The sequence below is a fragment of the Euryhalocaulis caribicus genome (assembly GCF_000412185.1).
Taxonomy (GTDB): Bacteria; Pseudomonadota; Alphaproteobacteria; order Caulobacterales; family Maricaulaceae; genus Euryhalocaulis; species Euryhalocaulis caribicus.
In genome coordinates this window covers 107,077-126,651 of record NZ_ASJA01000006.1, presented here as the reverse complement: position 1 = coordinate 126,651, position 19,575 = coordinate 107,077, and the positions used below count along the sequence as shown (strand labels likewise).

General features: G+C 65.0%; 20 protein-coding genes, 1 tRNA gene and 1 other RNA gene. 10 read left to right on the top strand and 12 right to left on the bottom strand.

Going from position 1 to position 19,575, the window contains the following annotated elements; genetic code table 11:
• The first annotated feature begins 86 nt into the window (after positions 1–86).
• On the top strand, positions 87–665 hold the full coding sequence (locus tag L338_RS07025) for a carboxymuconolactone decarboxylase family protein (RefSeq protein ID WP_022697661.1): 579 nt from the start codon (positions 87–89) through the stop codon (positions 663–665).
• On the opposite strand, the gene nudC is transcribed toward L338_RS07025, so the two are convergent.
• On the bottom strand, positions 662–1,567 hold the full coding sequence (gene nudC, locus L338_RS07020) for an NAD(+) diphosphatase (protein WP_022697660.1): 906 nt from the start codon (positions 1,565–1,567) through the stop codon (positions 662–664). The two genes, L338_RS07025 and nudC, sit on opposite strands and share 4 nt — an antisense overlap.
• Before the next feature lie 144 nt (positions 1,568–1,711).
• On the opposite strand from nudC, the gene L338_RS07015 reads away from it, so the two are divergent.
• The 6 genes from L338_RS07015 to recR all read left to right on the top strand — a co-directional run bounded on the left by L338_RS07015 (position 1,712) and on the right by recR (position 6,052).
• Positions 1,712–2,323, top strand: coding sequence for an outer membrane beta-barrel protein (locus tag L338_RS07015; RefSeq protein ID WP_022697659.1), 612 nt, complete (start codon positions 1,712–1,714; stop codon positions 2,321–2,323).
• Positions 2,324–2,605: 282 nt separating this feature from the next.
• A complete protein-coding gene (locus tag L338_RS07010) occupies positions 2,606–2,977 on the top strand; it encodes a UrcA family protein (RefSeq protein WP_022697658.1) in 372 nt (123 codons plus the stop codon).
• A 140-nt stretch (positions 2,978–3,117) separates the two neighbouring features.
• An RNA gene (gene ffs / locus L338_RS16985) (signal recognition particle sRNA small type) lies at positions 3,118–3,215 on the top strand.
• Between the two features lie 65 nt (positions 3,216–3,280).
• Positions 3,281–5,098, top strand: a complete 1,818-nt coding sequence (locus L338_RS07005; RefSeq protein WP_022697657.1) for a DNA polymerase III subunit gamma/tau — start codon at positions 3,281–3,283, stop codon at positions 5,096–5,098.
• Complete coding sequence (locus tag L338_RS07000; protein ID WP_022697656.1) at positions 5,095–5,436, top strand: YbaB/EbfC family nucleoid-associated protein; 342 nt, start codon at positions 5,095–5,097, stop codon at positions 5,434–5,436. Before L338_RS07005 ends, L338_RS07000 begins: the two co-directional genes overlap by 4 nt.
• Positions 5,437–5,446: 10 nt before the next feature.
• Positions 5,447–6,052, top strand: a complete 606-nt coding sequence (recR, locus tag L338_RS06995) for a recombination mediator RecR (RefSeq protein ID WP_022697655.1) — start codon at positions 5,447–5,449, stop codon at positions 6,050–6,052.
• 5 nt (positions 6,053–6,057) lie between these two features.
• Here the strand turns inward: recR and L338_RS06990 are convergent, their stop codons facing one another.
• The 4 genes from L338_RS06990 to ypfJ all read right to left on the bottom strand — a co-directional run bounded on the left by L338_RS06990 (position 6,058) and on the right by ypfJ (position 10,567).
• Entirely contained in the window at positions 6,058–7,191 is a 1,134-nt protein-coding gene (locus L338_RS06990; RefSeq protein ID WP_022697654.1) for a histidine kinase dimerization/phosphoacceptor domain -containing protein, read from the bottom strand.
• 104 nt (positions 7,192–7,295) lie between these two features.
• Entirely contained in the window at positions 7,296–8,120 is an 825-nt protein-coding gene (locus L338_RS16465; protein ID WP_022697653.1) for an ANTAR domain-containing protein, read from the bottom strand.
• A 1,040-nt stretch (positions 8,121–9,160) separates the two neighbouring features.
• The gene (locus L338_RS06980) at positions 9,161–9,670 is read right to left on the bottom strand and encodes a hypothetical protein (protein ID WP_022697652.1); all 510 of its coding nucleotides are present in this window, start codon (positions 9,668–9,670) and stop codon (positions 9,161–9,163) included.
• A gap of 3 nt (positions 9,671–9,673) precedes the next feature.
• Positions 9,674–10,567 (bottom strand): KPN_02809 family neutral zinc metallopeptidase, encoded by an 894-nt coding sequence (gene ypfJ / locus L338_RS06975; protein WP_027068350.1) that lies wholly within the window; start codon positions 10,565–10,567, stop codon positions 9,674–9,676.
• A 146-nt stretch (positions 10,568–10,713) separates the two neighbouring features.
• Here ypfJ and rpoH point away from each other — a divergent pair, with 146 nt between their 5' ends.
• Positions 10,714–11,619 (top strand): RNA polymerase sigma factor RpoH, encoded by a 906-nt coding sequence (gene rpoH, locus L338_RS06970; RefSeq protein ID WP_022697650.1) that lies wholly within the window; start codon positions 10,714–10,716, stop codon positions 11,617–11,619.
• 19 nt (positions 11,620–11,638) lie between these two features.
• On the opposite strand, the gene L338_RS06965 is transcribed toward rpoH, so the two are convergent.
• Positions 11,639–12,529: a CHAD domain-containing protein gene (locus L338_RS06965; protein ID WP_022697649.1), complete on the bottom strand. Its 891-nt coding sequence runs from the start codon at positions 12,527–12,529 to the stop codon at positions 11,639–11,641.
• A gap of 138 nt (positions 12,530–12,667) precedes the next feature.
• Here L338_RS06965 and L338_RS06960 point away from each other — a divergent pair, with 138 nt between their 5' ends.
• Positions 12,668–13,693: a DUF481 domain-containing protein gene (locus L338_RS06960; protein WP_022697648.1), complete on the top strand. Its 1,026-nt coding sequence runs from the start codon at positions 12,668–12,670 to the stop codon at positions 13,691–13,693.
• A gap of 51 nt (positions 13,694–13,744) precedes the next feature.
• Here L338_RS06960 and L338_RS06955 read toward each other — a convergent pair whose 3' ends face one another.
• Together L338_RS06955 and L338_RS06950 are read right to left on the bottom strand one after the other, a co-directional pair.
• Positions 13,745–14,920, bottom strand: a complete 1,176-nt coding sequence (locus tag L338_RS06955; RefSeq protein ID WP_022697647.1) for a calcium-binding protein — start codon at positions 14,918–14,920, stop codon at positions 13,745–13,747.
• A 105-nt stretch (positions 14,921–15,025) separates the two neighbouring features.
• Positions 15,026–15,814 carry an aminotransferase class I/II-fold pyridoxal phosphate-dependent enzyme gene (locus tag L338_RS06950; RefSeq protein ID WP_152485839.1) on the bottom strand — a complete coding sequence of 263 codons (789 nt, stop codon included), beginning with the start codon at positions 15,812–15,814 and terminating at the stop codon, positions 15,026–15,028.
• Here L338_RS06950 and L338_RS17345 point away from each other — a divergent pair.
• Positions 15,765–15,869 (top strand) — tRNA-OTHER (locus tag L338_RS17345). The genes L338_RS06950 and L338_RS17345 overlap by 50 nt on opposite strands.
• Before the next feature lie 373 nt (positions 15,870–16,242).
• Here L338_RS17345 and L338_RS16460 read toward each other — a convergent pair.
• From L338_RS16460 to L338_RS06930, 4 genes are read right to left on the bottom strand one after another with little or no spacing between them, the layout of a single operon-like run.
• The gene (locus tag L338_RS16460; RefSeq protein ID WP_022697645.1) at positions 16,243–16,761 is read right to left on the bottom strand and encodes a DUF1254 domain-containing protein; all 519 of its coding nucleotides are present in this window, start codon (positions 16,759–16,761) and stop codon (positions 16,243–16,245) included.
• Entirely contained in the window at positions 16,758–17,366 is a 609-nt protein-coding gene (locus L338_RS06940; RefSeq protein WP_027068349.1) for a DUF1214 domain-containing protein, read from the bottom strand. Before L338_RS06940 ends, L338_RS16460 begins: the two co-directional genes overlap by 4 nt.
• A complete protein-coding gene (locus L338_RS06935) occupies positions 17,363–17,851 on the bottom strand; it encodes a thioredoxin family protein (protein ID WP_022697643.1) in 489 nt (162 codons plus the stop codon). Before L338_RS06935 ends, L338_RS06940 begins: the two co-directional genes overlap by 4 nt.
• A 38-nt stretch (positions 17,852–17,889) precedes the next feature.
• Complete coding sequence (locus L338_RS06930; protein WP_161624607.1) at positions 17,890–19,494, bottom strand: MBL fold metallo-hydrolase; 1,605 nt, start codon at positions 19,492–19,494, stop codon at positions 17,890–17,892.
• Between the last annotated feature and the right edge of the window lie 81 nt (positions 19,495–19,575).

The following is a 19,575-nucleotide window of genomic DNA, read 5'->3' as shown; positions in this document are numbered from 1 at the left end:
TTCGTGCAGCGCCGCGCCCTTGGGGCGCGGCGTTTTTCGTTCCATCTAGCGCCCGACGGACAGCGAACAGACTGGAGACCCGCCCCATGACCCGGTTCAAGACCCATACGCCCGAAACAGCGCCCGAAGGCGCGCGCGACCTGTTGAAAGCGCAAAAGGACAAGCTGGGCTTCGTTCCCAATCTCTATGGCAATCTGGCGGAGTCGCCCGCCGCACTGAAAGCCTATCTGCAGATGACGGAAATCTTCGCCGGTTCGTCCCTCTCCACGGCGGAACGCCATGTCGTCTGGCTGGCGGCCGCGGCGGAGAATGAGTGCCATTATTGTGTCGCCGCCCATACCGGCATGGCAAAGTCCGGCCGGGTCGATGACGCCGTCATCGAGGCAATCCGGGAAGGCGACCCCATCGCGGACGATCGGCTGGAAACCCTGCGCGTCTTCACCGAAACCGTCATCCGCGAGCGCGGCTGGGCGCCGGAAGAGGAGGTCGCGGCCTTCATCGAGGCGGGCTTTACCCGGGAAAACGTGCTGGAAGTGGTGCTGGGCGTCGCCCACAAGACCCTGTCCAACTACGTCAATCACATCACCGGCACGGCGCTGGACAAAAAGTTTGGCCAGTTTTCATGGGACGGGGCGGGCATCCCGGACGACGCCTCGCAAGCCTAGCCGAGTTCTCCGGCGATCCAGCGTTCGGCCAGCCGGCGCGCAATCGCGGCGCTGGGCGGCATGACCAGGGTTTCGCTGCGCCCTTCCAGCGCGGCGGCGACCTCTTCACGGCTGTACCAGCGCGCATCTTCAAGTTCCTTGGCGTCAATCTTGATTTCGACGCTCCGGGCGTCCGCGTGCAATCCGATCATCAGCGATGAGGGAAAGGGCCAGGGCTGGCTCTCGACATAGCGCACCGCGCCCAGCTCCACGCCCGCCTCTTCCATCGTTTCCCGGCGGCAGGCGTCCTCTATGGTCTCGCCCGGCTCTATGAAGCCCGCCAGCGCAGAATAAATCCCCTCCGGCCAATAGCCCTGACGCCCCAGCAGCGCCCGCCCGCCTTCGGTGATCCACATGATCGCCACCGGATCGACGCGCGGAAAATGCTCCGCCTCGCATTGGGTGCACACGCGCTTGCCGCCGCCTTCGGCCTGCCGGGTGCGCGCGCCGCAGACGGCGCAATGCTGGTGACGCCCCCGCCACTCGATCAGCGACCGCGCGTGACCGGCGATCCCCGCCTCGTCGGCGCTCAGGCTCGCCGCGCCCATCCGCAGGTCCATGAATTCACCCGCAACGCCCGGATCCGGCGCCTCGATATCGGGGTCCAGCATGGCGGCGAGTCGCGGCGCGCCGTCCTGCAACCCCAGAAATATCAGCGGCCCTTCCACGGGCAGCCAGTCCAGCGCGGCGCCCTTGATCCAGACCAGTTGCCCGGAATCCACAAAAGGTTGCCCCCGCCAGTACAGGATCGCCCGCGCCTGCGGGGATTCCGCCTGCTCCGCGATCCAGCTTTCATCGGTACGGTTGTTGCCGCCCCGGTCCAGCGGCGACTGCGTAAAGGCAAGGATATCTGCTGACGGCATGGAACACCTTTTCGGACCTGCGCGCTGTCACGCCCGCGCTGGAATTGCACCTGCCCCCCTTACGTCAGGGGAGACGGAATCCCAAGTCCGGCGCGTTGAGAGAAGGGGTCTTTAAAACCCCCGGACAAAAAAGGACTGACAACAATGTTCAAGACCGTTCTGCTAACCGCCGCCGGCGTCGCCCTGATGAGTGGCGCTGCCCATGCCCAGACCAATGACGACAATAAAGGCTTCTACGGCAATCTGGGTTACTCCTACTTCGCCCTGGGCGACTCCACCGATGGCGATCTGGACTTCGACGGCCCGGACTTTGACGCCGCCACCCTGCGCGGCGGCTATGAGTTCAACGAGTTCTTCGCCCTTGAGGCCGAAGGCAGCATTGGCCTCAGCGATGACAGCATCGGCAATTTCGACTTCGAGAACGAAGACGGCAACCCGGTGACCGGTCAGGCTGACGCTGACCTGAACCACCAGGTCGGCGCCTTCGCCAAGGCGTCCTACCCCGTCACCCCGACCTTTGACGTGTTCGCGCGCGCCGGCGTGGTCGATGCCTCCATCGACATCGACGCCGCGGTTGATCAGCAAGGCGAAAGCGTTCCGGGCATCGAGGATGGCGGCGATCTCGGCTTTGCCGCTGGCGGCGGCGCCGAGTGGATGTTCGCCGGCAAGAACGGCGTGCGGGCCGAATATACCCGTTACGAGTTCGACAATGGCGACGCCGACTCCGCGACCATTTCCTATGTTCGCAAGTTCTAAAGCCGCCTGACGCGCCTCTCTCGAGGCTCGCGTTAAACCCTGCGCCCCCGCTGGATCCTCCCCCCGGCGGGGGCGCAGTCATGTCCGGGCATGGCCGGTTCCTGTCCCCGGCCTGTCCGCCGCTTCATCCGCCGGACACAAACTGACGGCCGGGTGACGAAAATCTCACCCCGGGCACAGCCTGCGGCAAGCTGGCGCGCCGCATCATGCCTCCTGTCGATTGCGGACCGCTGAAGAAGGGTCCGCTGCGTGGGACCGCTCAAGGACAGGAGCCTTAGAACAATGAAAACCGTTTTCGTCGCTACCGCCGCCGCCCTTTTCGCCCTTGCGGGCGCCGCTCAGGCGGGTGAGGTCACGCTGACCTATTCCGACAATGATCTGGCCAGTGACGCCGCCGTGGGCGGCTTCTACGGCAAGATCGAGAAAGCCGCATGGAGCGCCTGTGACGGGCAAGGCATGCGCGGGCTGGAGGAATACAAGGCGCTGAACCATTGCCGCGCTTTCGCCGTGCAGGCCGCGGTCGAGGATGTCGACCATGACCGCCTGTGGGCGCATCACGGGGCCAGCGGCAACCCCACCGTCCGTATCGCGCAGGAGGACCGCCAGCGTTACGCCGCCTCGCGTATCAAGCTGGCAAGGGCCGGCGGCGACTGAACAGCCCCCGCCGTCAAGCCGCAGAAGGTTCCGCGCCGGGCCCCTCTCCCGGCGCGGAACTGCGTCCGGCGCCGCCCCCATGGAAACTTCCTGAGGCGGCGCCTTGCACGCGAAGCCCTGAAACGCGATATACCCTTTCAGGAAGATCGGCGGCGGACGGAGTCCTCGCCAACCCGGTCAGGTCCGGAAGGAAGCAGCCGTAACGAGATTTCTCCGGGTCGCTGTCCGGTCTTCCGTTTTCCCCACAGTTTAAGCAGCGCCGCCGACTCGCCCGCGCCGTCCGCCTCCATTAAGACTGGGCCTATGGACGACTCGCCGGAAACGGAGTCCGTCAGGGACGACGCCACCCTCGACATGGGCCTGGACCCCGCGCCGCAACAGGCTGCGCGGGACTATCAGGTGCTGGCCCGCAAATACCGCCCCGCCAGTTTCGAGGACATGATCGGCCAGGACGCGATGGTGCGCACGCTGCGCAACGCCTTCGGCGCCGGCCGCATCGCCCACGCCTACATGCTCACCGGCGTTCGCGGCATCGGCAAGACGACCACCGCCCGCCTGCTCGCCCGCGCCCTCAATTACGAGACGGACGAGGTTCACGAGCCGCAGATCGACCTGCATCCGCCGGGCCGGCATTGCGAAGCGATCATGACCTCCCGCCACCCGGACGTGATCGAGATGGACGCCGCCTCCCACACCGGCGTCGACGAAATGCGCGAGCTTCTGGACGGCGTGCGCTACGCCCCGGTTCAGGCGCGCTACAAGGTCTATATCGTGGACGAGGTCCACATGCTCTCCGGCCACTCCTTCAACGCCCTGTTGAAGACGCTGGAGGAGCCTCCGCCCCACGTGAAATTCGTCTTCGCGACCACCGAGATCCGCAAGGTCCCGGTCACCGTCCTTTCCCGCTGTCAGCGTTTCGACCTCAAGCGCGTCGACTCCCCCACGCTGGTCGCCCACCTTCAGGGCGTCTGCGGGAAGGAGAACGCCAATGTCGGCGAGGACGGCCTGCGCCTGATCGCCCGCGCTGCCGAAGGCTCGGTCCGCGACGCCCTCTCCCTGCTCGACCAGGCCATCGTGCAGGCCGACGAAGGGCAGGAGGTGGATGCGGCTGCCGTGCGCGACATGCTGGGCCTGGCCGACCGCGCCCGCGTGCTGGACCTGTTCGAGGCCGCCGCGCGGGGCGACGCAGCCGCCGCCTCTAAAGAGATTCACGAACAATACAGCTACGGCGCCGACCCGCTGACCATATTGCGCGACATGCTGGATTATTCGCATGAACTCTCCCGCGCCGCCGCGCTGGGCGATGAGGCGGATTTCGACGCCGCGCCCGATCACGCGGCCCGCCTGAAAGACCTCGCCGGCAAGCTCAGCCAGGGCCAGCTCTCGCGCATCTGGCAGGTCCTCTTGAAGGGGCATGAGGAAGCGCGCATCGCGCCCGACCCGCTGGCAGCGGCCGAGATGACCATTCTGCGCCTCGCCGTCGCCGCCGGCCTGCCCTCGCCCGAGGAAGCGGCGCGCCGGCTGGCGGGCGAAGCCTCCGGCGCTTCGGCCCCGCCCCCGCCGCCGCCTTCGGGCTCCGGCGGCGCAGAGGCGCGCGGGTCCGAAACGCGCTCCGGCCAGACCTCCGGCGGCGGCGATCAGCCCGTGGCCCGCCTGCAGATGCAGCCTGAGGAGGTCGATGACGGCAATGACCTGCCGCCCGCGCCCAACACGCTGGCCGAGGCGGTGGAGCTGATCGGCGAGGCCCGCGACCTGCACCTGAAATTCGATATCGAGCGCTGCGCAAAGCCGATCAGCTTCCAGCCCGGCAAGGTCGTGTTCCAGCCGATCGAGGGCGCGCCCTATGACCTCGCCCAGCGCATGTCGCGCAAGCTGCAGGAGCTGACGGGCCGCGCCTGGGTCGTGGTGGCCGACAAGGACGCCGAAGGCGGCGATACGCTGGGCGAAATCCGCAAACGCCGCGAAAAGGCGGAGCGCGACGCCGCGCTGGCCTCCCCCGCCGCGCAGACCCTTCTGGGCGCCTTCCCGGACGCCAGGCTTGTGGCGATCCGCCCGCGCACCAATGTATTGACCGCCCCGTTCGGAGAGAACCGCGAAAACAAGGACGGCGAAGACCGATGAAAGACATGATGAGCGTCATGAAACAGGCGCAGGAAATGCAGAAGAAGATGCAGGACGCCCAGAGCCAGCTCGAGGAGATCGAGGTTACCGGCTCCTCCGGCGGCGGCGCCGTCACCGTCACCTTCAACGGCAAGGCCGAGGCGCGCCGCGTCACCATCGACCCCGAACTGATGAATCCTGAGGAGGTCGAGATCCTCGAAGACCTCGTCACCGCCGCCATCAACGACGCCAAGGCCAAGGCCGAACAGGAAGCCCAGAAAGCCATGCAGGGCGCGATGGGCGGCATGGGGGGCATGGGCGGCCTCGCCGGCATGTTCGGCGGAAAATCGCCGTTCTGACCGCGCGTTAATGGCTGATTCCGCCGCCGGTCCCGAAATCGAGCGACTGATCGCGCTGCTGGCCAAGCTCCCCGGTCTGGGTCCCCGCTCGGCCCGGCGCGCCGCGCTGCAGCTTATCCGCAAGCGCGACGTCCTGATGGTCCCGCTGGCCGAGGCGATGGCCGACGCCGCGGACAAGATCAAGATCTGCTCCAATTGCGGCAATATCGACGCCCGCGACCCCTGCGCCATCTGCGCCAGCCCCAAGCGCGAGGATTCCCTGATCTGCGTCGTGGAACAGGTCGGCGACCTCTGGGCGCTGGAGCGCGCCTCCGCCTATAAGGGCCGCTATCACGTCCTCGGCGGCGCCCTGTCGGCGCTGGACGGCGTCCGCCCGGAGGATCTCAATATCGCCCGGCTGATCAAACGCGCCCGCAATGGCGGTATTTCGGAAGTCATCCTGGCGCTGTCCATGACGGTCGATGGCGCCACCACCGCCCACTACATCACCGACCGCCTGCAGGCCCTCGGCGTGTCGGTCACCTCCATCGCCCGCGGCGTGCCGATGGGCGGGGAGCTGGATTATCTGGATGACGGAACATTGGCGGCCGCGCTCAAGAGCCGGCGCCCGTTCTGAAATATCTAGTCGGCCTGATCGGTCTCAAGCGGAAACAGGATTTCCAGTGAAAGTCCCCGCGAAACCTCCATTTCCCTCACCTCGCCGTCCAGCCCGCTGACCAGCGCCGTGACCAGCCGCGTGCCCAGACCGGAAACCGGGCTCTCCTGCGCTTCTTCTTCGCCGCTCATGCCAGCGCCATCATCGGAAATGACAAGCCGGACCTGGCCGCCCGGCGCAGATTCCAGCGTCACGGCGGTCACGCCCCCGGCCGCGTTTCCGTAGGCGTATTTGAAGGCGTTTGTGACCAGTTCGTTGATCACCAGACCCACGGACCCGGCCCGCCGGGCGTCCAGTTTCAACGGTTCGGCCTGAACTTCCAGCGTCACGTCTTTGGGCGCGGTTTCCTGCAATTCTCGGCAAAGCCGTTCGATGAAGACCTGCATGTCGATTTCGCGGAAATCGCCGCTCTGATGCAGCTGGTTGTGAACATGCGCCACGGCGGAAACCCGCGCCTGCGCCACGTCCAGCAAGGCGCGGTGTTCCTCGTTTGGCGCGCGCGAGGCCTGCATCCGCAAAATCGTCTGGATAAGCTGCAGCGAATTTTTCACGCGGTGATCGATCTCACTGATCAGCACGTTCTTTTCCGCCAGCGTCTCCTCCAGCATGCTGACCGCCCGGCGCAGCTCCAGCTGCCGCATGACCTGATGCGCCATCAGCTTCAGGAAATCCTGCTGGTCCTGCGTCAGCGTGCGCGGCTCATGGTCCAGCACGCACACCGTGCCCAGCGGCTCGCCGTCCTGCGTCTCCAGCAGCGCCCCGGCATAGAAGCGCAGATGCGGCTCCCCCTTGCATAACGGGTTATCCTTGAACCGGTCATCCTTCAGCGTGTCCTCGACCAGAAACAGGCCCGGCTGCAGGATGGCGTGCGCGCAGATGGAATCGTCCAGCGGCAGCTCCCGCACGCCCAGCCCGACTTCGGCCTTGAACCATTGCCGGGTCTCGTCGATCAGGTTGATGACCGCCATGGGCGCGCCACAGATACGCGCGACCACGTCCACGACATGATCGAATTCCGCCTCGCGCGGCGTGTCCAGCACGCCATAGCGCCGCAACGCCGCCAGCCGTTTTTCCTCGTCCGGATGTTTTTCCGCCCGCATCCCTGCCCCTGCGCAGCCTGTCAAAGTCTTGAATAAACAAGTCCCGGGCGCGGATAAACCATTTAGACGGGCCGGTTGCCCCGGGCCATCATCCCGGCCCGGCCTCAGGCCGCAGCGCGGCGACCCAGACGGCGGCCGACAAAACGCTCCAGGTTTTCCGCCACGGCCTCGGCGGCCGGCGCCGCCTCTTCTCCCGCGGCCAGCGTCTGGATCAGCGCCGTGCGGCTGACCTCGACCAGCTCCACATCCGCCTCGCGCTCCAGATCCGCAATGCGGGAAAATTGCCCGAGGGCTTCCTGTATGCGGCGGACAATCGCCTCGTTCCCGCCCTGTATTTCGGCCGCCAGCGACAGCGTGGCGTTCAGGGCGGCGCGGCCGCGCGTGGTGCGGCCCGCGTCCACGTCAATCTGGCGCTTGAACGCCTCGCGCGGCGCGGCTTCCCGCCGCCGCCGCCGGCAATGCCCCTTGAAACGCGGCGATGAAACAAACGCCCGCGGATTGCGGATCAGCGAGGCCACGCGCTGCGAAAACAGGCTCATCGAAACCGGCATGACCAGCAATTCCGTCGCCCCCGCATCCCGCGCCTGCTCCACCCGGCTCTGGGTGCGCGGCGGCGTCAGCAGGATCATCGGCTTTTCCTGAAGGCCGGTTTCCGAATGCGTGCGCAGACGGCGCAGCAGATCGATCCGGTCCTGATGACCGGGAAGATTGTCCGGCCAGTCCGCCACGATCAGGTCCGGCTCGAACCCCGGCATGCGAAGTTCGGCGGAGCGCGCATCCGAACTGAACCCCACATCCTGAACGCCCGCCGCATTCAGCAGCGACCGCGCCAGCGTAAATGTGTGCCGGCTCTCCGAAATCACGAAGGCCCGCCTCAATGGCGCGGCGGCATGCGGAGTCGCCGGAAGATGTTCGATCACAAGGCTCATCGCCCCTCCTTACCGGGGGCAATATTGAAACCGCGTCAAAGGACGTGGTTAGCATCCGGTAACCGGGGATATTTTTTGCTTTTTCCCGAGGAAATCCGCGCTCCCTGGAGTTCGCCTTCGAGACGCCCTCACGGGCTCCTCAGGCTAAGGGGTGGGGTCGGAAGCTATTTCTCCATCCCTTCCCATCACCCTTTCCCTGAGGAGCCGCGCCAAGGGCGCGGCGTCTCGAAGGGCCGTCACAGATGACAACGCGCCCCCCTATCACCCACCATTGTCATCCCGGACTTGATCCGGGATCCCGGCAAAGCTTGCGCCCTCGTTCGCCAGGATCCCGCATCTCCGCTTCGCTGCGTGCGGGATGACAATTTAGGGGGATGAATCGAAAACAATCAGACCGGCTTCCCACTTGAGCCATACTCTGTGGTGTTCGCCGTCATGCGAGGGGCTTCGGATCCGGTCGCCCGAGGGACGGAGTTGAACGCGGTTCCCGGGATACGGCAGGGTCTGACCAGACCGTGCGCGTCCCGGCGCACCGCCAGGCGCCAGTCTGAGGCTGAAATGCCCTGGCTATTAAGACTCTGGCGGCAGCGGATGGAGAGGCCGGTCGAGGCGACTCCCGCCCTCCGCAAAAGAACCGCGCGGCGCGTCTTTCGAAGACGCGAAACATACAAACAAACGGTCACCGGCGTCCCGAAAGACGCGCCGCGCCACCCTCGTGTTTTCTTGGATAACTCTGCGGCCAGCGGGCCGTGGAGGCGAAGGCGCTTACCCCAACGAGTCCCCGGAAATCGCGCCAGCGATTATCCGAGGTCCAGAGATAGCGGCTCCGTTGCAGGCTGGATCCCGGACAATGGCTGCGCCATTTCCGGGAGCTGAATGAGAGAAAGGCAAAAAAGAACGTCATCTTCCGACGGAGCGAAGCGGAGATCGGAGGACCCAGTTGAAATCTGCTCGCCTCACGATCCCCTGGGTCCTCCGGTCAAGCCGGAGGATGACGGTGAAGAGAGAGGAGAGGGCGAAAGAGAAAAACCCTCGCCCCCTCAAACCTCGTCGCCCGGGGTCAGGTGGGAGATCACATAGCGCACGGTGGAGAGCAGCATCAGCACGGTCGAGATCATCAGCCCCGCCAGCAGCGCAATCAGCGTCACCAGGATGAAATAGAGCGAAGAATACCAGCCGTGCGGAATCTTCTCGAACTCGCCCACCGGCAATTGCAGCATCAGCAGAAGCAGGATCGATCCGCCCAGCGTGAACGCCGCCACTGTGCTGATCCGGTTGATGGAGCGGAACACCCATTCGTCGAATTCGGTGTCTCCGCGCCGCGCAAAGCCCAGCAGGGTCAGCATCAGCGCCATGATCGTGGCCGACGCCGTGGCGATCGCCGCGCCGAAATAAAGCGAGGTCTGCTGCAGCGCGCTGATCAGGTCCAGCGCCGCCCGGACGCCGTAAATCCCGCCGATCAGGAACTTGACCCCCAGCACCACGACCACGGCCAGCCCGCCGCCGGCATAGGCCCATCTGGGGCTGCGAAACCTGAAAGGGTCGGACATGGATTAAAGCCGCTCCGCCGCGAATGTGTCGCAGGAGTCCATCGCGCCGCTGTCATAGCCCGCCATGAACCAGCGCTGGCGCTGCTCGGCCGAACCATGGGTGAAGCTGTCGGGCGTCACCCGCCCTTGCGCGCGGCGCTGCAGCGTATCATCCCCCACCGCCGCGGCCGCCCTCAGCCCTTCTTGGATATCGCCCTGTTCAAGAATGCCCTTCATCCGGTCGGCCCGCGCCGCCCAGACCCCGGCATAACAGTCCGCCTGCAACTCCACCCGCACCTGCACGGTGTTGGCTTCGGTCTGCGAAAGGCGTTGTTTCATGGCATTGGCCCGGTCCAGAACGCCGGTGACATTCTGCACGTGATGGCCGACCTCGTGCGCGATCACATAGGCCGGCGCGAAGTCGCCCGAGGCGCCCAGCTGCCCGCTCAATTCATCGAAGAAGGTCAGATCGATGAATATCTTGCGGTCCGGCGGGCAATAGAACGGCCCCACCGCGGCGCTGGCGAACCCGCAGCCCGAAGGCACGGCGTCGGAAAACAGCACCAGCGCCGGTTCCGGATAATCCATTCCCTGCTCCAGGAAGACCTGATTCCAGACATCTTCGGTGTCGGCCAGGATCACGGCGGAAAACTCCGCTTCCTCCTCCTGCCCCGGCGGAACCTCGCCCTGGCTGGCGACCGTCTGGCCGCCGCCTCCGGTCAGCAGGTTCAGCACGGGCTGGAGATCGCCGCCAAACAGCCAGACGCCGCCCACGATCAGCACCACGAACACAAGGCCGCGAAACCCGAAAATCCGGAAGATCAGGGGCAGCAGCGCAAGCCCCCCGCCGCCGCGGGAAAAACGCTGGCCGCGCCGGTCCTCGATATTCCCGCTGCGCCGGCGATTTCGCCATTCCACCATTTTCGTATGTCTCCTATGCGCTCACGAATTATGAAATCGGCGTCATGTGCCTTCAAACCGCCCGATGAATACCTATCTTGCCCTGTCCGCGTGCTGGAACAAAGGCTCCGGCGCGCGGGTTTCGGGGTAGAGGGAGATTATCCATGACCAACGTTCCTGCGCTATCGCTGTCGCCCGAACAAGGACTCAGCCGTTACCTGTCCGAGATCCGCAAGTTTCCAATGCTGGAGAAGGACGAGGAATTCATGCTGGCCAAAAGCTGGGCCGAGCATGAGGACGCCAAAGCCGCGCACAAGCTGGTTACCTCCCATCTGCGCCTGGTCGCCAAGATCGCCATGGGCTATCGCGGCTATGGCCTGCCCATCGGCGAAGTGATTTCCGAGGGCAATGTCGGCCTGATGCAGGCGGTCAAGAAATTCGATCCGGACAAGGGTTTCCGCCTGGCGACTTACGCCATGTGGTGGATCCGCGCCTCTATCCAGGAATATATCCTGCGCTCATGGTCGCTCGTGAAGATGGGCACCACGGCGGCGCAGAAGAAGCTGTTCTTCAATCTCCGCCGTCTGAAGGGCGAGATGAAGGCGCTGGAAGAAGGCGACCTGACGCCGGAGCATGTCGAGGAAATCGCCACCAAGCTGGGCGTGACCGAGGAAGAGGTCACCTCCATGAACCGCCGCATGACCGGCGGCGACGCCTCCCTGAACGCGCCGCTGAAATCGGATTCAGAGTCGCAATGGCAGGACTGGCTGGAGGATGACGACACCCCGGATCAGGAAACCACGGTCGCCGACTCCGAGGAATTCACCGTCCGCATGGAGATGCTTCAGGAAGCGATGAGCGCCCTGAATGAGCGCGAACGCCACATCATCCAGGAGCGCAAGCTCTCCGACGAGCCGAAAACGCTCGAAGAGCTGGCCCAGGTCTATGGCGTCTCGCGCGAGCGTATCCGCCAGATCGAGGTCCGCGCGTTCGAAAAGCTCCAGGAAGCCATGCGCAACGACGCCCGCGACCGCGGCCTGATCGAGGAAGAAGAGCTGGAAACGGTCTGACGCCGTTTCCAGCCGCCCTTCAAAGCCTGTCCCAGTAGCGTTCCATCCGGTCCACGAAACCGCTTGGCGGGCCGGCGAACAGGGCCTCGCCCAGCGGCCGCGCCTTGCGGCGCAGCTCCCGGCTGCGGATGCGTGACAGCCCCGCCAGCGCCTCGGCCGAGGCCGCGCCGCCGAACGCCGCCGGTTCGCCCAGGATCGTCTCCCGCAGCACCGCCAGATTGTGATCCTCGCCCGTCAGGTTGGACAGCGTCTTGGAGTAATCGCCGAAATCTTCCAGCGCCTCGTTCCACACCGGCTTGAATAGCCGGACATTCAGCCACAGCGCCTTCAGCGGCTTGCGCCATTCGTGAAACGCCTCGGCGTCGCCGCTCTTATAGGCCTCCGAAAAACGCCTCAGAGCCGTGCGGTAAGTGCGTTTCAGGCCCGGGCGGATTGCCGCGAAATCCTTGTGTTTCAGGGATATCTTGCCCACCGGCCGGCGTGCCTCCTCCAGCGCTTCGGCCAAATCCTCGAACAGGACGCGATTATCCAGCGCCCAGTCCGTCATCGCCGCATGGCGCTGCGCCAGTTCCGCGCGGACCGTCATGAAGGCGCCCGGCTCCAGTTGCTCGCCATAATGCGCCAGCAGGGCGTCGAACGATTCCAGGATGGCGCGGGCGTCGCGCAGATCGGACAGCACGCGGCCGAAATCGCGGAAGATGGCGTTGTTCCGCCGATAGGCCTTCTTGCCCATATCCTCGCGGACCAGCCGGAACAGCGCGCGGATTTTCTTCAGCCGCTTGCGCGCGGCAAAAGCGGCCGCATCGGGGTTCGGCCCGCGCAGATCCGCGACCGTCTTGCCGATCTGCTCGCCGGCGATCCGCTTCACGCCCTCCTCGGGCGTTTCTCCCGGCTCGAAACGATATCCCATGCATGCTCCGCTGAAGGTCCGCCGATATACTAGACCAAGGCCGACAGGCCCCGCCATGTTCCCTTCTGCACCGCAAAACTCGACGCGCAGGGTCCACGGCGCTAGGTCCCCTGTTGAATCAAATCCCGGGGGATCGACATGACAATCCGCACGTTCATGGCGGCGCTGGCCGCTTTTTTCTGCCTGACCGCCGCCGCTGCAGCGCAAGTCTCAAGCGACTATGCGCGCCTGATCGAAGACGCGGCCACCTATCAGGATGAAGCGCAATTCGCGGCCACGCTGGCGCTGGTCGCCCGCAACGCCGAAGGCGGCGAAGCCGCAGTGATGGATACGGTAGCCCTGGTCGCCCCGGACCGCGCCGGTGAAGCCTATGCGGCGCTGGGCGTGGAAGATTCAGCTCCGGTCACGGTGGCAGAAGCTGAAACCGCCGAAGCGGCGGCGGCCGAGACTGCGGAAGCCGGCGAGGCCCCGGCGGATGACTGGTCCTGGCGCCGCCCGTTCAGCGCGTTTGAAGATAACGGCCCCCTCGCCGCCTGGTCCGGCAAGGTGCGTGCGGGCCTGCGCGTCGATAGCGGCAATTCGGATCACCAGAGCTACACGCTTGGCGTGGATGTGACGCGGGAGCTGATCGGCTGGGGTTTCGACGGCTCCATCGACTATGCCTATTCCGAGACCGATAATGTCACCGGCGTCGACGAGCTGATTGTCGATGCGCGCGGCGAGCGCGAACTGGGCGAACGCTGGACCGCCTTCGTGGAAGGCAATTACGAGCGCGACGAGCTGGCCAGCTTTGACTTTACCGCCTTTGCCGGCGCGGGCCTGGGCTATCGCATTTTCGAACGCGAAGATCTGAACTGGACCCTTCGCGCCGCCCCCGGCGCGCGCTTTACCGACCCGATCGGCGGCGAACTTCAGACCGACCCGGCCGTCGAGCTTGGCTCAAGCTTCGAGTGGGCGCTGACCGAGACCGCCAGCCTGACTTCCGAAAGCAGCGTCATCGTCGCCGACGCCGCCAGCGCCGACCAGGAATTTGCCCTGACCACGCGCGTGGGCGGGGCCTGGGCGGTCGAGCTGAAATACCGCTACCAGTACGAATTCGAGCCGCTCCCCGGCTTCGAGAACGCCGACAGCCGCGTTGACGTTTCCCTTGTGAGGGAGTTCTGACATAAAAAAGCGGCCCCGTTCGGGGCCGCTTTTCTCTTGCATCCGGGATGCTTACTGCATCCAGACATCGCCAGACACGTCGGTGTTCATCGCGTCCTGCATGTCGGGGAGCGCGGGAGCGTCAGACGCCGCAGCAACTTGCGCCACTTCGGCGGCTTGCGTCGTGCTCGCCATCGCATCGCTGCCGAGATTATCAACCGCGATGATCTCGTTGTAGAACTCGATGCTTTCGAACCCGAACAGGACGTCACGATTGTCCGTGCCGGCTTCCTGCACGATCACCTGCCCGTCATCACGCTGGATGACCCGGTAATCGTCGGAGCTGCCCTGAACGACATAGGTGTCGTCGCCATTGCCGCCGAATGCGCGGTCAGCCCCGGCGCCGCCCAGGATGAAGTCGTCGCCGTCACCGCCCAGCAGGCGGTCATTGCCGTCGCCGCCGGTGATGGAGTCGTTGCCGTCACGGCCGGCGACGCGGTCATCGCCGCCGCCGGCGAAGATGGCGTCATCGCCCAGCACGCCGGTCAGGCTTTCATCGGTATCGTCACCGGAAATCACGTTCCGGAAATCGTCTTCCAGGCTATCGAACAGCGCCAGCGCGGCGTCCTTGGAGGTCTCTTCCAGACCGCCCGCGGCCGCCGGCAGGATGCCGATATAGCCGCCATCGCCGCTGACTTCGCCTTCCGTGCCTTCACCATAGCCTTCAGGAATGACGGAGCCATGCAGCACATATTCACGCAGGAACAGCTCGATCAGGTCCTCGCCGGTATAATCATTGCCGGTGACGGGGCTGAAGAATTGCGAGTCGTCGCTGAGATCGTAGGTGTAGCTGAAGAACAGGTCGCCGGAGGCGTCAGACACCGGGCGGCCGTCCGGAACATCGCCAGCCGGCGCAACCAGCGGCAGCAGGACGTCGCCATAAGCCGCGACGCCTTCCAGAACCTCTACAAAGCCGTCCCCATCATTGTCATTGAAGGAATTCGGCGCTTCGGAATCGATCGGGTTGCCTTCAGAATCAAACAGCCCGTGAATATGTTGCGGATGAACCTGACCCTTGGCCGTGCCCTCCGCGACAACTGTTACAGTCAATTCATCGCCGGTCACCGTCACAAAGACATTTCCGGTCACGCTTGAATTGTTGAGTGATTGAAGATCGACGGTGAATACCTGATCGGCGCCGTCGATTTCGGCGCGTAGTTCGTCAAAGTCGGGATTTAGATGCGCCATGGGTGTCTCCTCCGCCGTAATTCAAACGGCTTTGCTAGGGGCGGCACCAATTTGAGCTAGCCCGGCGGGGAGAGGCGTCAAAGATTCTCTGAAGAAAAATTTATATTACCGATCAATCCAGCTTTTCAGCCGGTCCGCCGCGGCGTCCAGAACCGTGTCCTGCTTGGCGAAGCAAAAACGCACAAAATTGCTCGGCGGGGCCGCGTTCGTGGCGTGATAGAAGGCGCTGACCGGGACCCCGGCCACCTTCGCCTCCGACGCGATGCGGCGGCAGAACTCCACATCGTCATCAAAGCCGAGCGGCGCGATATCGGCGGTCAGGAAATAGGTTCCCTCCGCCGGCAGAACGCCGAACCCTGCCTCCGTCAGGCCGCGCGCCAGACGATCGCGGCTGGCCTGCATGTCAGCGGCAAGGCCGTCGAAATAGGCCGTGTCCTTGTTCAGGCCATAGGCGACCGCCTTCTGGAGCGAGGGCGGCGTGGCGAAGGTGAGATACTGGTGCGCCCGCGCCATGGCGCCGATCAGCTCCGGCGGCCCGGCCGTATAGCCCACCTTCCAGCCGGTCAGGGAAAATGTCTTGCCGGCCGAACCCATCCGCACCGTCCGCTCCCGCATTTCCGGCAGCGCCGCAATGCTGCGATGCCGGCGCCCGTCGAAGCACATATGCTCATAGACCTCGTCAGACACCACGATCAGGTCATGCTCCAGGGCGCGCTTTGCGACGGCCTCAAGATCGGCCTGCGTGAACACCTTGCCGACCGGATTGACCGGCGTGTTGAGCACAATCAGCTTTGTCTCCGGTCCGATGGCCGCGTCCAGCGCGTCCTCGTCCAGCGCCCAGTCCGGCGCGGTCAGGGGAACCGGCTTCACCACGCCCCCGGCACCCTCCACCATGTCGAAATAGGCGTCATAGGCGGGTTCGAATATCACCGCCTCCCCGCCCGCGCCGGGTGTGAGAAAAGCGGAGAACGCGGCCGCCAGCGCCTCCGTCGCTCCCGCGGTGACAAGGATTTCGTCGCCGGGGTCATAGGAAAGCCCGTAATGGCGCTGCAGCGCGTCCGCCGCCGCCTGACGCAAGGCCGGCACGCCCATCATCGGCGGATACTGGTTCGGCCCCTCGACCGTGGCCTCGGCCGCCACGCGGCGCACGTCTTCCGGGCCGTCCGTGTCCGGGAAACCCTGCCCCAGATTGATGGCGTCGTTTTCAATGGCGAGCCGGCTCATGACCTCGAAAATCGAGGTCTTGCGCCCGGTGATAACGGGGTTGAGGTCTTTCATGCGCGCAAGGCTAGTGCCTCACGCCGCGGCCTTAAAGCGCCGCCTCAGAATGTGTTGCAGATATCCTGGCGCCGCACGCGGTCAGCGCGTTCAAAACTGAATGAATCGGGCGCAAGGCGGCGGATCAGGACCACCCCGCGCGGCCCCGGGCTTTCGATCACCGGCAGGCCGGTTTCCGGGCGCGGCGCGCCGGCGGCCATCAAAACCGCCTCAAAGCCTCCCGACGGCATCTCCCGGTCATTGATGACAAAGAAATTGTCCGTGTTGGCGGCGTAGATCGACAGGGAGGAATAATCCTCCCACGGGGCGACCCGAAGCCGGACAGGGCCGCGCGTCAGGTCATAGATACAGGCGGAATAGGCAAGGTCGGGCGAGGGCTTCACCACGTTGCGGTTGTCCGGCGTGATGCGCGGCGCGTGCCGCCACTGGTTCATGCCGCCGGCGTTCCCGGCAATCGCCGTCATCGCCTTGTCCATGACCCGCTGGGGCAGCAGGTCCAGCGCCGCCCAGTGCCCGGCGGCGGCGGCGGCGATGAAAAGCGCGATGGCGAGGAGGATTCTCATGCGCCTTCCTCAGCCCGGCACCCCGTGCGCCGGATTTCCGGCGGCAGGACGGCCCTGTGAACGTCCTCCAGTACGGCGTCGTCCGGGCTGTAGAGGCGCAGGGCAAGATTGAAACGACCGGCGTTCCGGCTGGAAATCCAGAAAACATCGTCGCCGGGCGGCGCACTCTGGATCACGGCCCGCCAGCCGCCCCGCAGAGCGAAATCGCTTGCGTCAACGGAATGCGCGTCGTCCTGGTTCGGAGCCAGAAAATCGTCAGCCGCGTAAAGCGTGACTGACCACCAGCGCGACGGCATGTCGCCGCCTTCCATGACGTAATCGCAGGCCTCGCGCAGCGGCTCACCGGAGGAATCGGTCTCCCTCAGGAAATACACGGACTCGGATTTGTTCATGGCCAGCAGGCCGCGGCGGGCGATATAGGCCCGCGTATAGGGATCGGCGGCGTCCGACCCGATGGCCCAGTTGGACTCCCACCCTTCAACCGACACGCTGGTCCGGTTGAAGGGCATGTCTCCGGTCAGCCAGCCGGCCATCCAGAACGCGCTGACAATCCCGACAGCGAGGCCGAGCAGGATTGCGGCGAACCAGAGGATCAGCGTCTTCATTCGGCCGCCCATTGCTCTAGATACGAAACCACGGACTCCAGCGATCGGCTGTGCGAATTGCGCAATTCCCGGACGCTTTCAGGGTTCAGAAGCGTCTCGTCCGGAGAGACGAGCAGAACGCTTGGCGTATTGGTGATTTCCATGACGCCGAAGCGTTCGGCGACGTCCAGATTGCGATTGCGCATGCCCACATCGACCCAGACCAGCTCATAATGATCGGCGATCAGGGATTTCAAAGGCTCCTGCTGTGTCTTGGCGGCCAGGCCGCGGCTGTCATGACACCAGTTGCCGCCCAGAACCAAAAGCGCATTGACGCCGCGCGCCTCAGCCGCCGCCAGCGCGGCGTCGACGTCCGCCATGGCGTCAGCAGAGGCGGAAAACGGCCGCGGCTCGGCCTCGCCGCTGACATCGGTGGCGTGGGACGCGGCGCAGGCCGCCAGGGCCGCGGCTGTCAGGAGAACAAAAACGCGAAGCAATCCGGTCATGGACCGATTAGAACGCGACTCCGCCGCCGCGCCAATGCCTATTCGATCAGTCGCGCCGCTTCGGTTCCCGTGAGCGCGCGCAACTGTTGCAGTTGCCAGGGCTGCACGCGCCCCTGCCCGTGGACATTGTAGAGGCTGTCCACTTCCAGCTCAGACTCGTCCAGCCACTCGACGAACCACGCCGACAGGGGGACGGATTCGACAAGCGGAAAATCGCTTTCCGGAACCGGATAGATGAACGCCGTGGAATAGAGCAGCTTCTCGTCCGGCAGATAGACCACAAGATGGCCTTCCGATTTCGGATTATCGCCGGGCAGTTCAATCAGCCGAACCTCCATCGACATGTCCTGAATCGTGCGCTGGTTGCGGACCACCAGAATGCCGGAATCGTCTTCATCCGCCTCGCCGTCCAGCGCAACGGGAGCGCCGGTCTTGCCGATGGCGCCGCGCGCCAGCTCGGCGGCGGCCTCGCCCGCCAGAATGGTCGCGCCCTGCCGCACGAACGGCTCAAGCCCGCCGATATGGTCGCTGTGATGATGGGTCAGAACCAGATAGCGCACCGGCTTTCCGGGCGCGGTCTGCCGGATGGCGCGCAGGAATTTCTCGCCCAGCGAGCCCGCGTCATCGCCCTGCGCCCAGTTCATCGGCGGGATTTGCGTCATCTCGTACCAGCCGGCGGGGGCGTCGACCGCCATCACGAAATCGTTGAACTCGATAAACACCGGATGGAAGCCGGGCCGGAGATTGCGCACCATGTGCACGCCCGGCGCGATGGTCTCCACCTCCGGCGCGCGGTCGCCATAGGGCACGAAATCATCGCGGCCGCCCGGCGGCGGCGCGGCCGGGGTTTCGATCCCGCGCGGGGCGGAGAAACTGCGGTCATAGACATCGGTCGTGGTGATCATGTCCGCCCGGCTCAGCAGCTTGCCGTTCAGGAAAGACATGAAGCGCCCCGGCACGGTCAGGCCGTCCTGTTCCTTATATTCCGACCAGCGCCACTGAATGACGGAGGCGCCCAGAAGCGGCATGTCCAGCGGCGCGCTGGCCGCGCTCAGAAGATAGGTTTGCGGATCAATGAAAAGGGTCAGCGGATCGCCGGCGGCGCTCTGATAGGTCACGGCCAGCGCCGGGCCGTCCTCACGCTGAACGGTCTCGGCCCGGGCGCTTTCCGGCGTGTGCGCCAGCGCGTCCGCCAGGAAGAAATTGGGCAGGATGCGCTTGAACCGCGCCTGATCGTCCTCGACCGGCGCGTAGGGCATCCATTGGGCCGTTTCGTTGCGCTTGTCCGCGAACAGGATGCGGCCCTCCGCGTCATGCACCTCGCGAAGGTCCTGTTCGGACTGATAATAATTACGCCAGCGCAGATCATAGGCGACGCGTTCGCCCGCCGTATCGACCGCGATCATCTGGCGCATCGGCGTCATCTCGCTTTCCAGGGTTTGCCCCTGAAGGCGCACGCCTAGATCGAATTCGCCATCCAGAAAGAAGGTCGCGCCGCCCGCGGCTTCTATCTCGTCCAGTCCGCCATGCGCCTCGAAGCTGCGCAGCAGCGTGTCGCGGGCCGATTGCGCGGCGGCGGCCGCCGGCGACAATACGATCAGCAGAGCCAGCGCGGCGCGCATGGCCTGATTAATACAACGCATCAAACAATCCCCTTGGCGTCCCTCGCCATCCCTTGCCACTCTAGCCGGTACGGCGCGCGGTGCGAACATACAAGCCTGTTA

What these genes read in the sequence shown, in the direction of transcription:
- L338_RS07025 (WP_022697661.1), top strand. Translation starts at nt 87, where the DNA reads ATGACCCGGTTCAAGACCCATACGCCCGAAACAGCGCCCGAAGGCGCG.
- nudC (WP_022697660.1), bottom strand. Translation starts at nt 1,567, where the DNA reads ATGCCGTCAGCAGATATCCTTGCCTTTACGCAGTCGCCGCTGGACCGG.
- L338_RS07015 (WP_022697659.1), top strand. Translation starts at nt 1,712, where the DNA reads ATGTTCAAGACCGTTCTGCTAACCGCCGCCGGCGTCGCCCTGATGAGT.
- L338_RS07010 (WP_022697658.1), top strand. Translation starts at nt 2,606, where the DNA reads ATGAAAACCGTTTTCGTCGCTACCGCCGCCGCCCTTTTCGCCCTTGCG.
- L338_RS07005 (WP_022697657.1), top strand. Translation starts at nt 3,281, where the DNA reads ATGGACGACTCGCCGGAAACGGAGTCCGTCAGGGACGACGCCACCCTC.
- L338_RS07000 (WP_022697656.1), top strand. Translation starts at nt 5,095, where the DNA reads ATGAAAGACATGATGAGCGTCATGAAACAGGCGCAGGAAATGCAGAAG.
- recR (WP_022697655.1), top strand. Translation starts at nt 5,447, where the DNA reads ATGGCTGATTCCGCCGCCGGTCCCGAAATCGAGCGACTGATCGCGCTG.
- L338_RS06990 (WP_022697654.1), bottom strand. Translation starts at nt 7,191, where the DNA reads ATGCGGGCGGAAAAACATCCGGACGAGGAAAAACGGCTGGCGGCGTTG.
- L338_RS16465 (WP_022697653.1), bottom strand. Translation starts at nt 8,120, where the DNA reads ATGAGCCTTGTGATCGAACATCTTCCGGCGACTCCGCATGCCGCCGCG.
- L338_RS06980 (WP_022697652.1), bottom strand. Translation starts at nt 9,670, where the DNA reads ATGTCCGACCCTTTCAGGTTTCGCAGCCCCAGATGGGCCTATGCCGGC.
- rpoH (WP_022697650.1), top strand. Translation starts at nt 10,714, where the DNA reads ATGACCAACGTTCCTGCGCTATCGCTGTCGCCCGAACAAGGACTCAGC.
- L338_RS06965 (WP_022697649.1), bottom strand. Translation starts at nt 12,529, where the DNA reads ATGGGATATCGTTTCGAGCCGGGAGAAACGCCCGAGGAGGGCGTGAAG.
- L338_RS06960 (WP_022697648.1), top strand. Translation starts at nt 12,668, where the DNA reads ATGACAATCCGCACGTTCATGGCGGCGCTGGCCGCTTTTTTCTGCCTG.
- L338_RS06955 (WP_022697647.1), bottom strand. Translation starts at nt 14,920, where the DNA reads ATGGCGCATCTAAATCCCGACTTTGACGAACTACGCGCCGAAATCGAC.
- L338_RS06950 (WP_152485839.1), bottom strand. Translation starts at nt 15,814, where the DNA reads ATGGTGGAGGGTGCCGGGGGCGTGGTGAAGCCGGTTCCCCTGACCGCG.
- L338_RS16460 (WP_022697645.1), bottom strand. Translation starts at nt 16,761, where the DNA reads ATGAGAATCCTCCTCGCCATCGCGCTTTTCATCGCCGCCGCCGCCGCC.
- L338_RS06940 (WP_027068349.1), bottom strand. Translation starts at nt 17,366, where the DNA reads ATGAAGACGCTGATCCTCTGGTTCGCCGCAATCCTGCTCGGCCTCGCT.
- L338_RS06935 (WP_022697643.1), bottom strand. Translation starts at nt 17,851, where the DNA reads ATGACCGGATTGCTTCGCGTTTTTGTTCTCCTGACAGCCGCGGCCCTG.
- L338_RS06930 (WP_161624607.1), bottom strand. Translation starts at nt 19,494, where the DNA reads ATGCGTTGTATTAATCAGGCCATGCGCGCCGCGCTGGCTCTGCTGATC.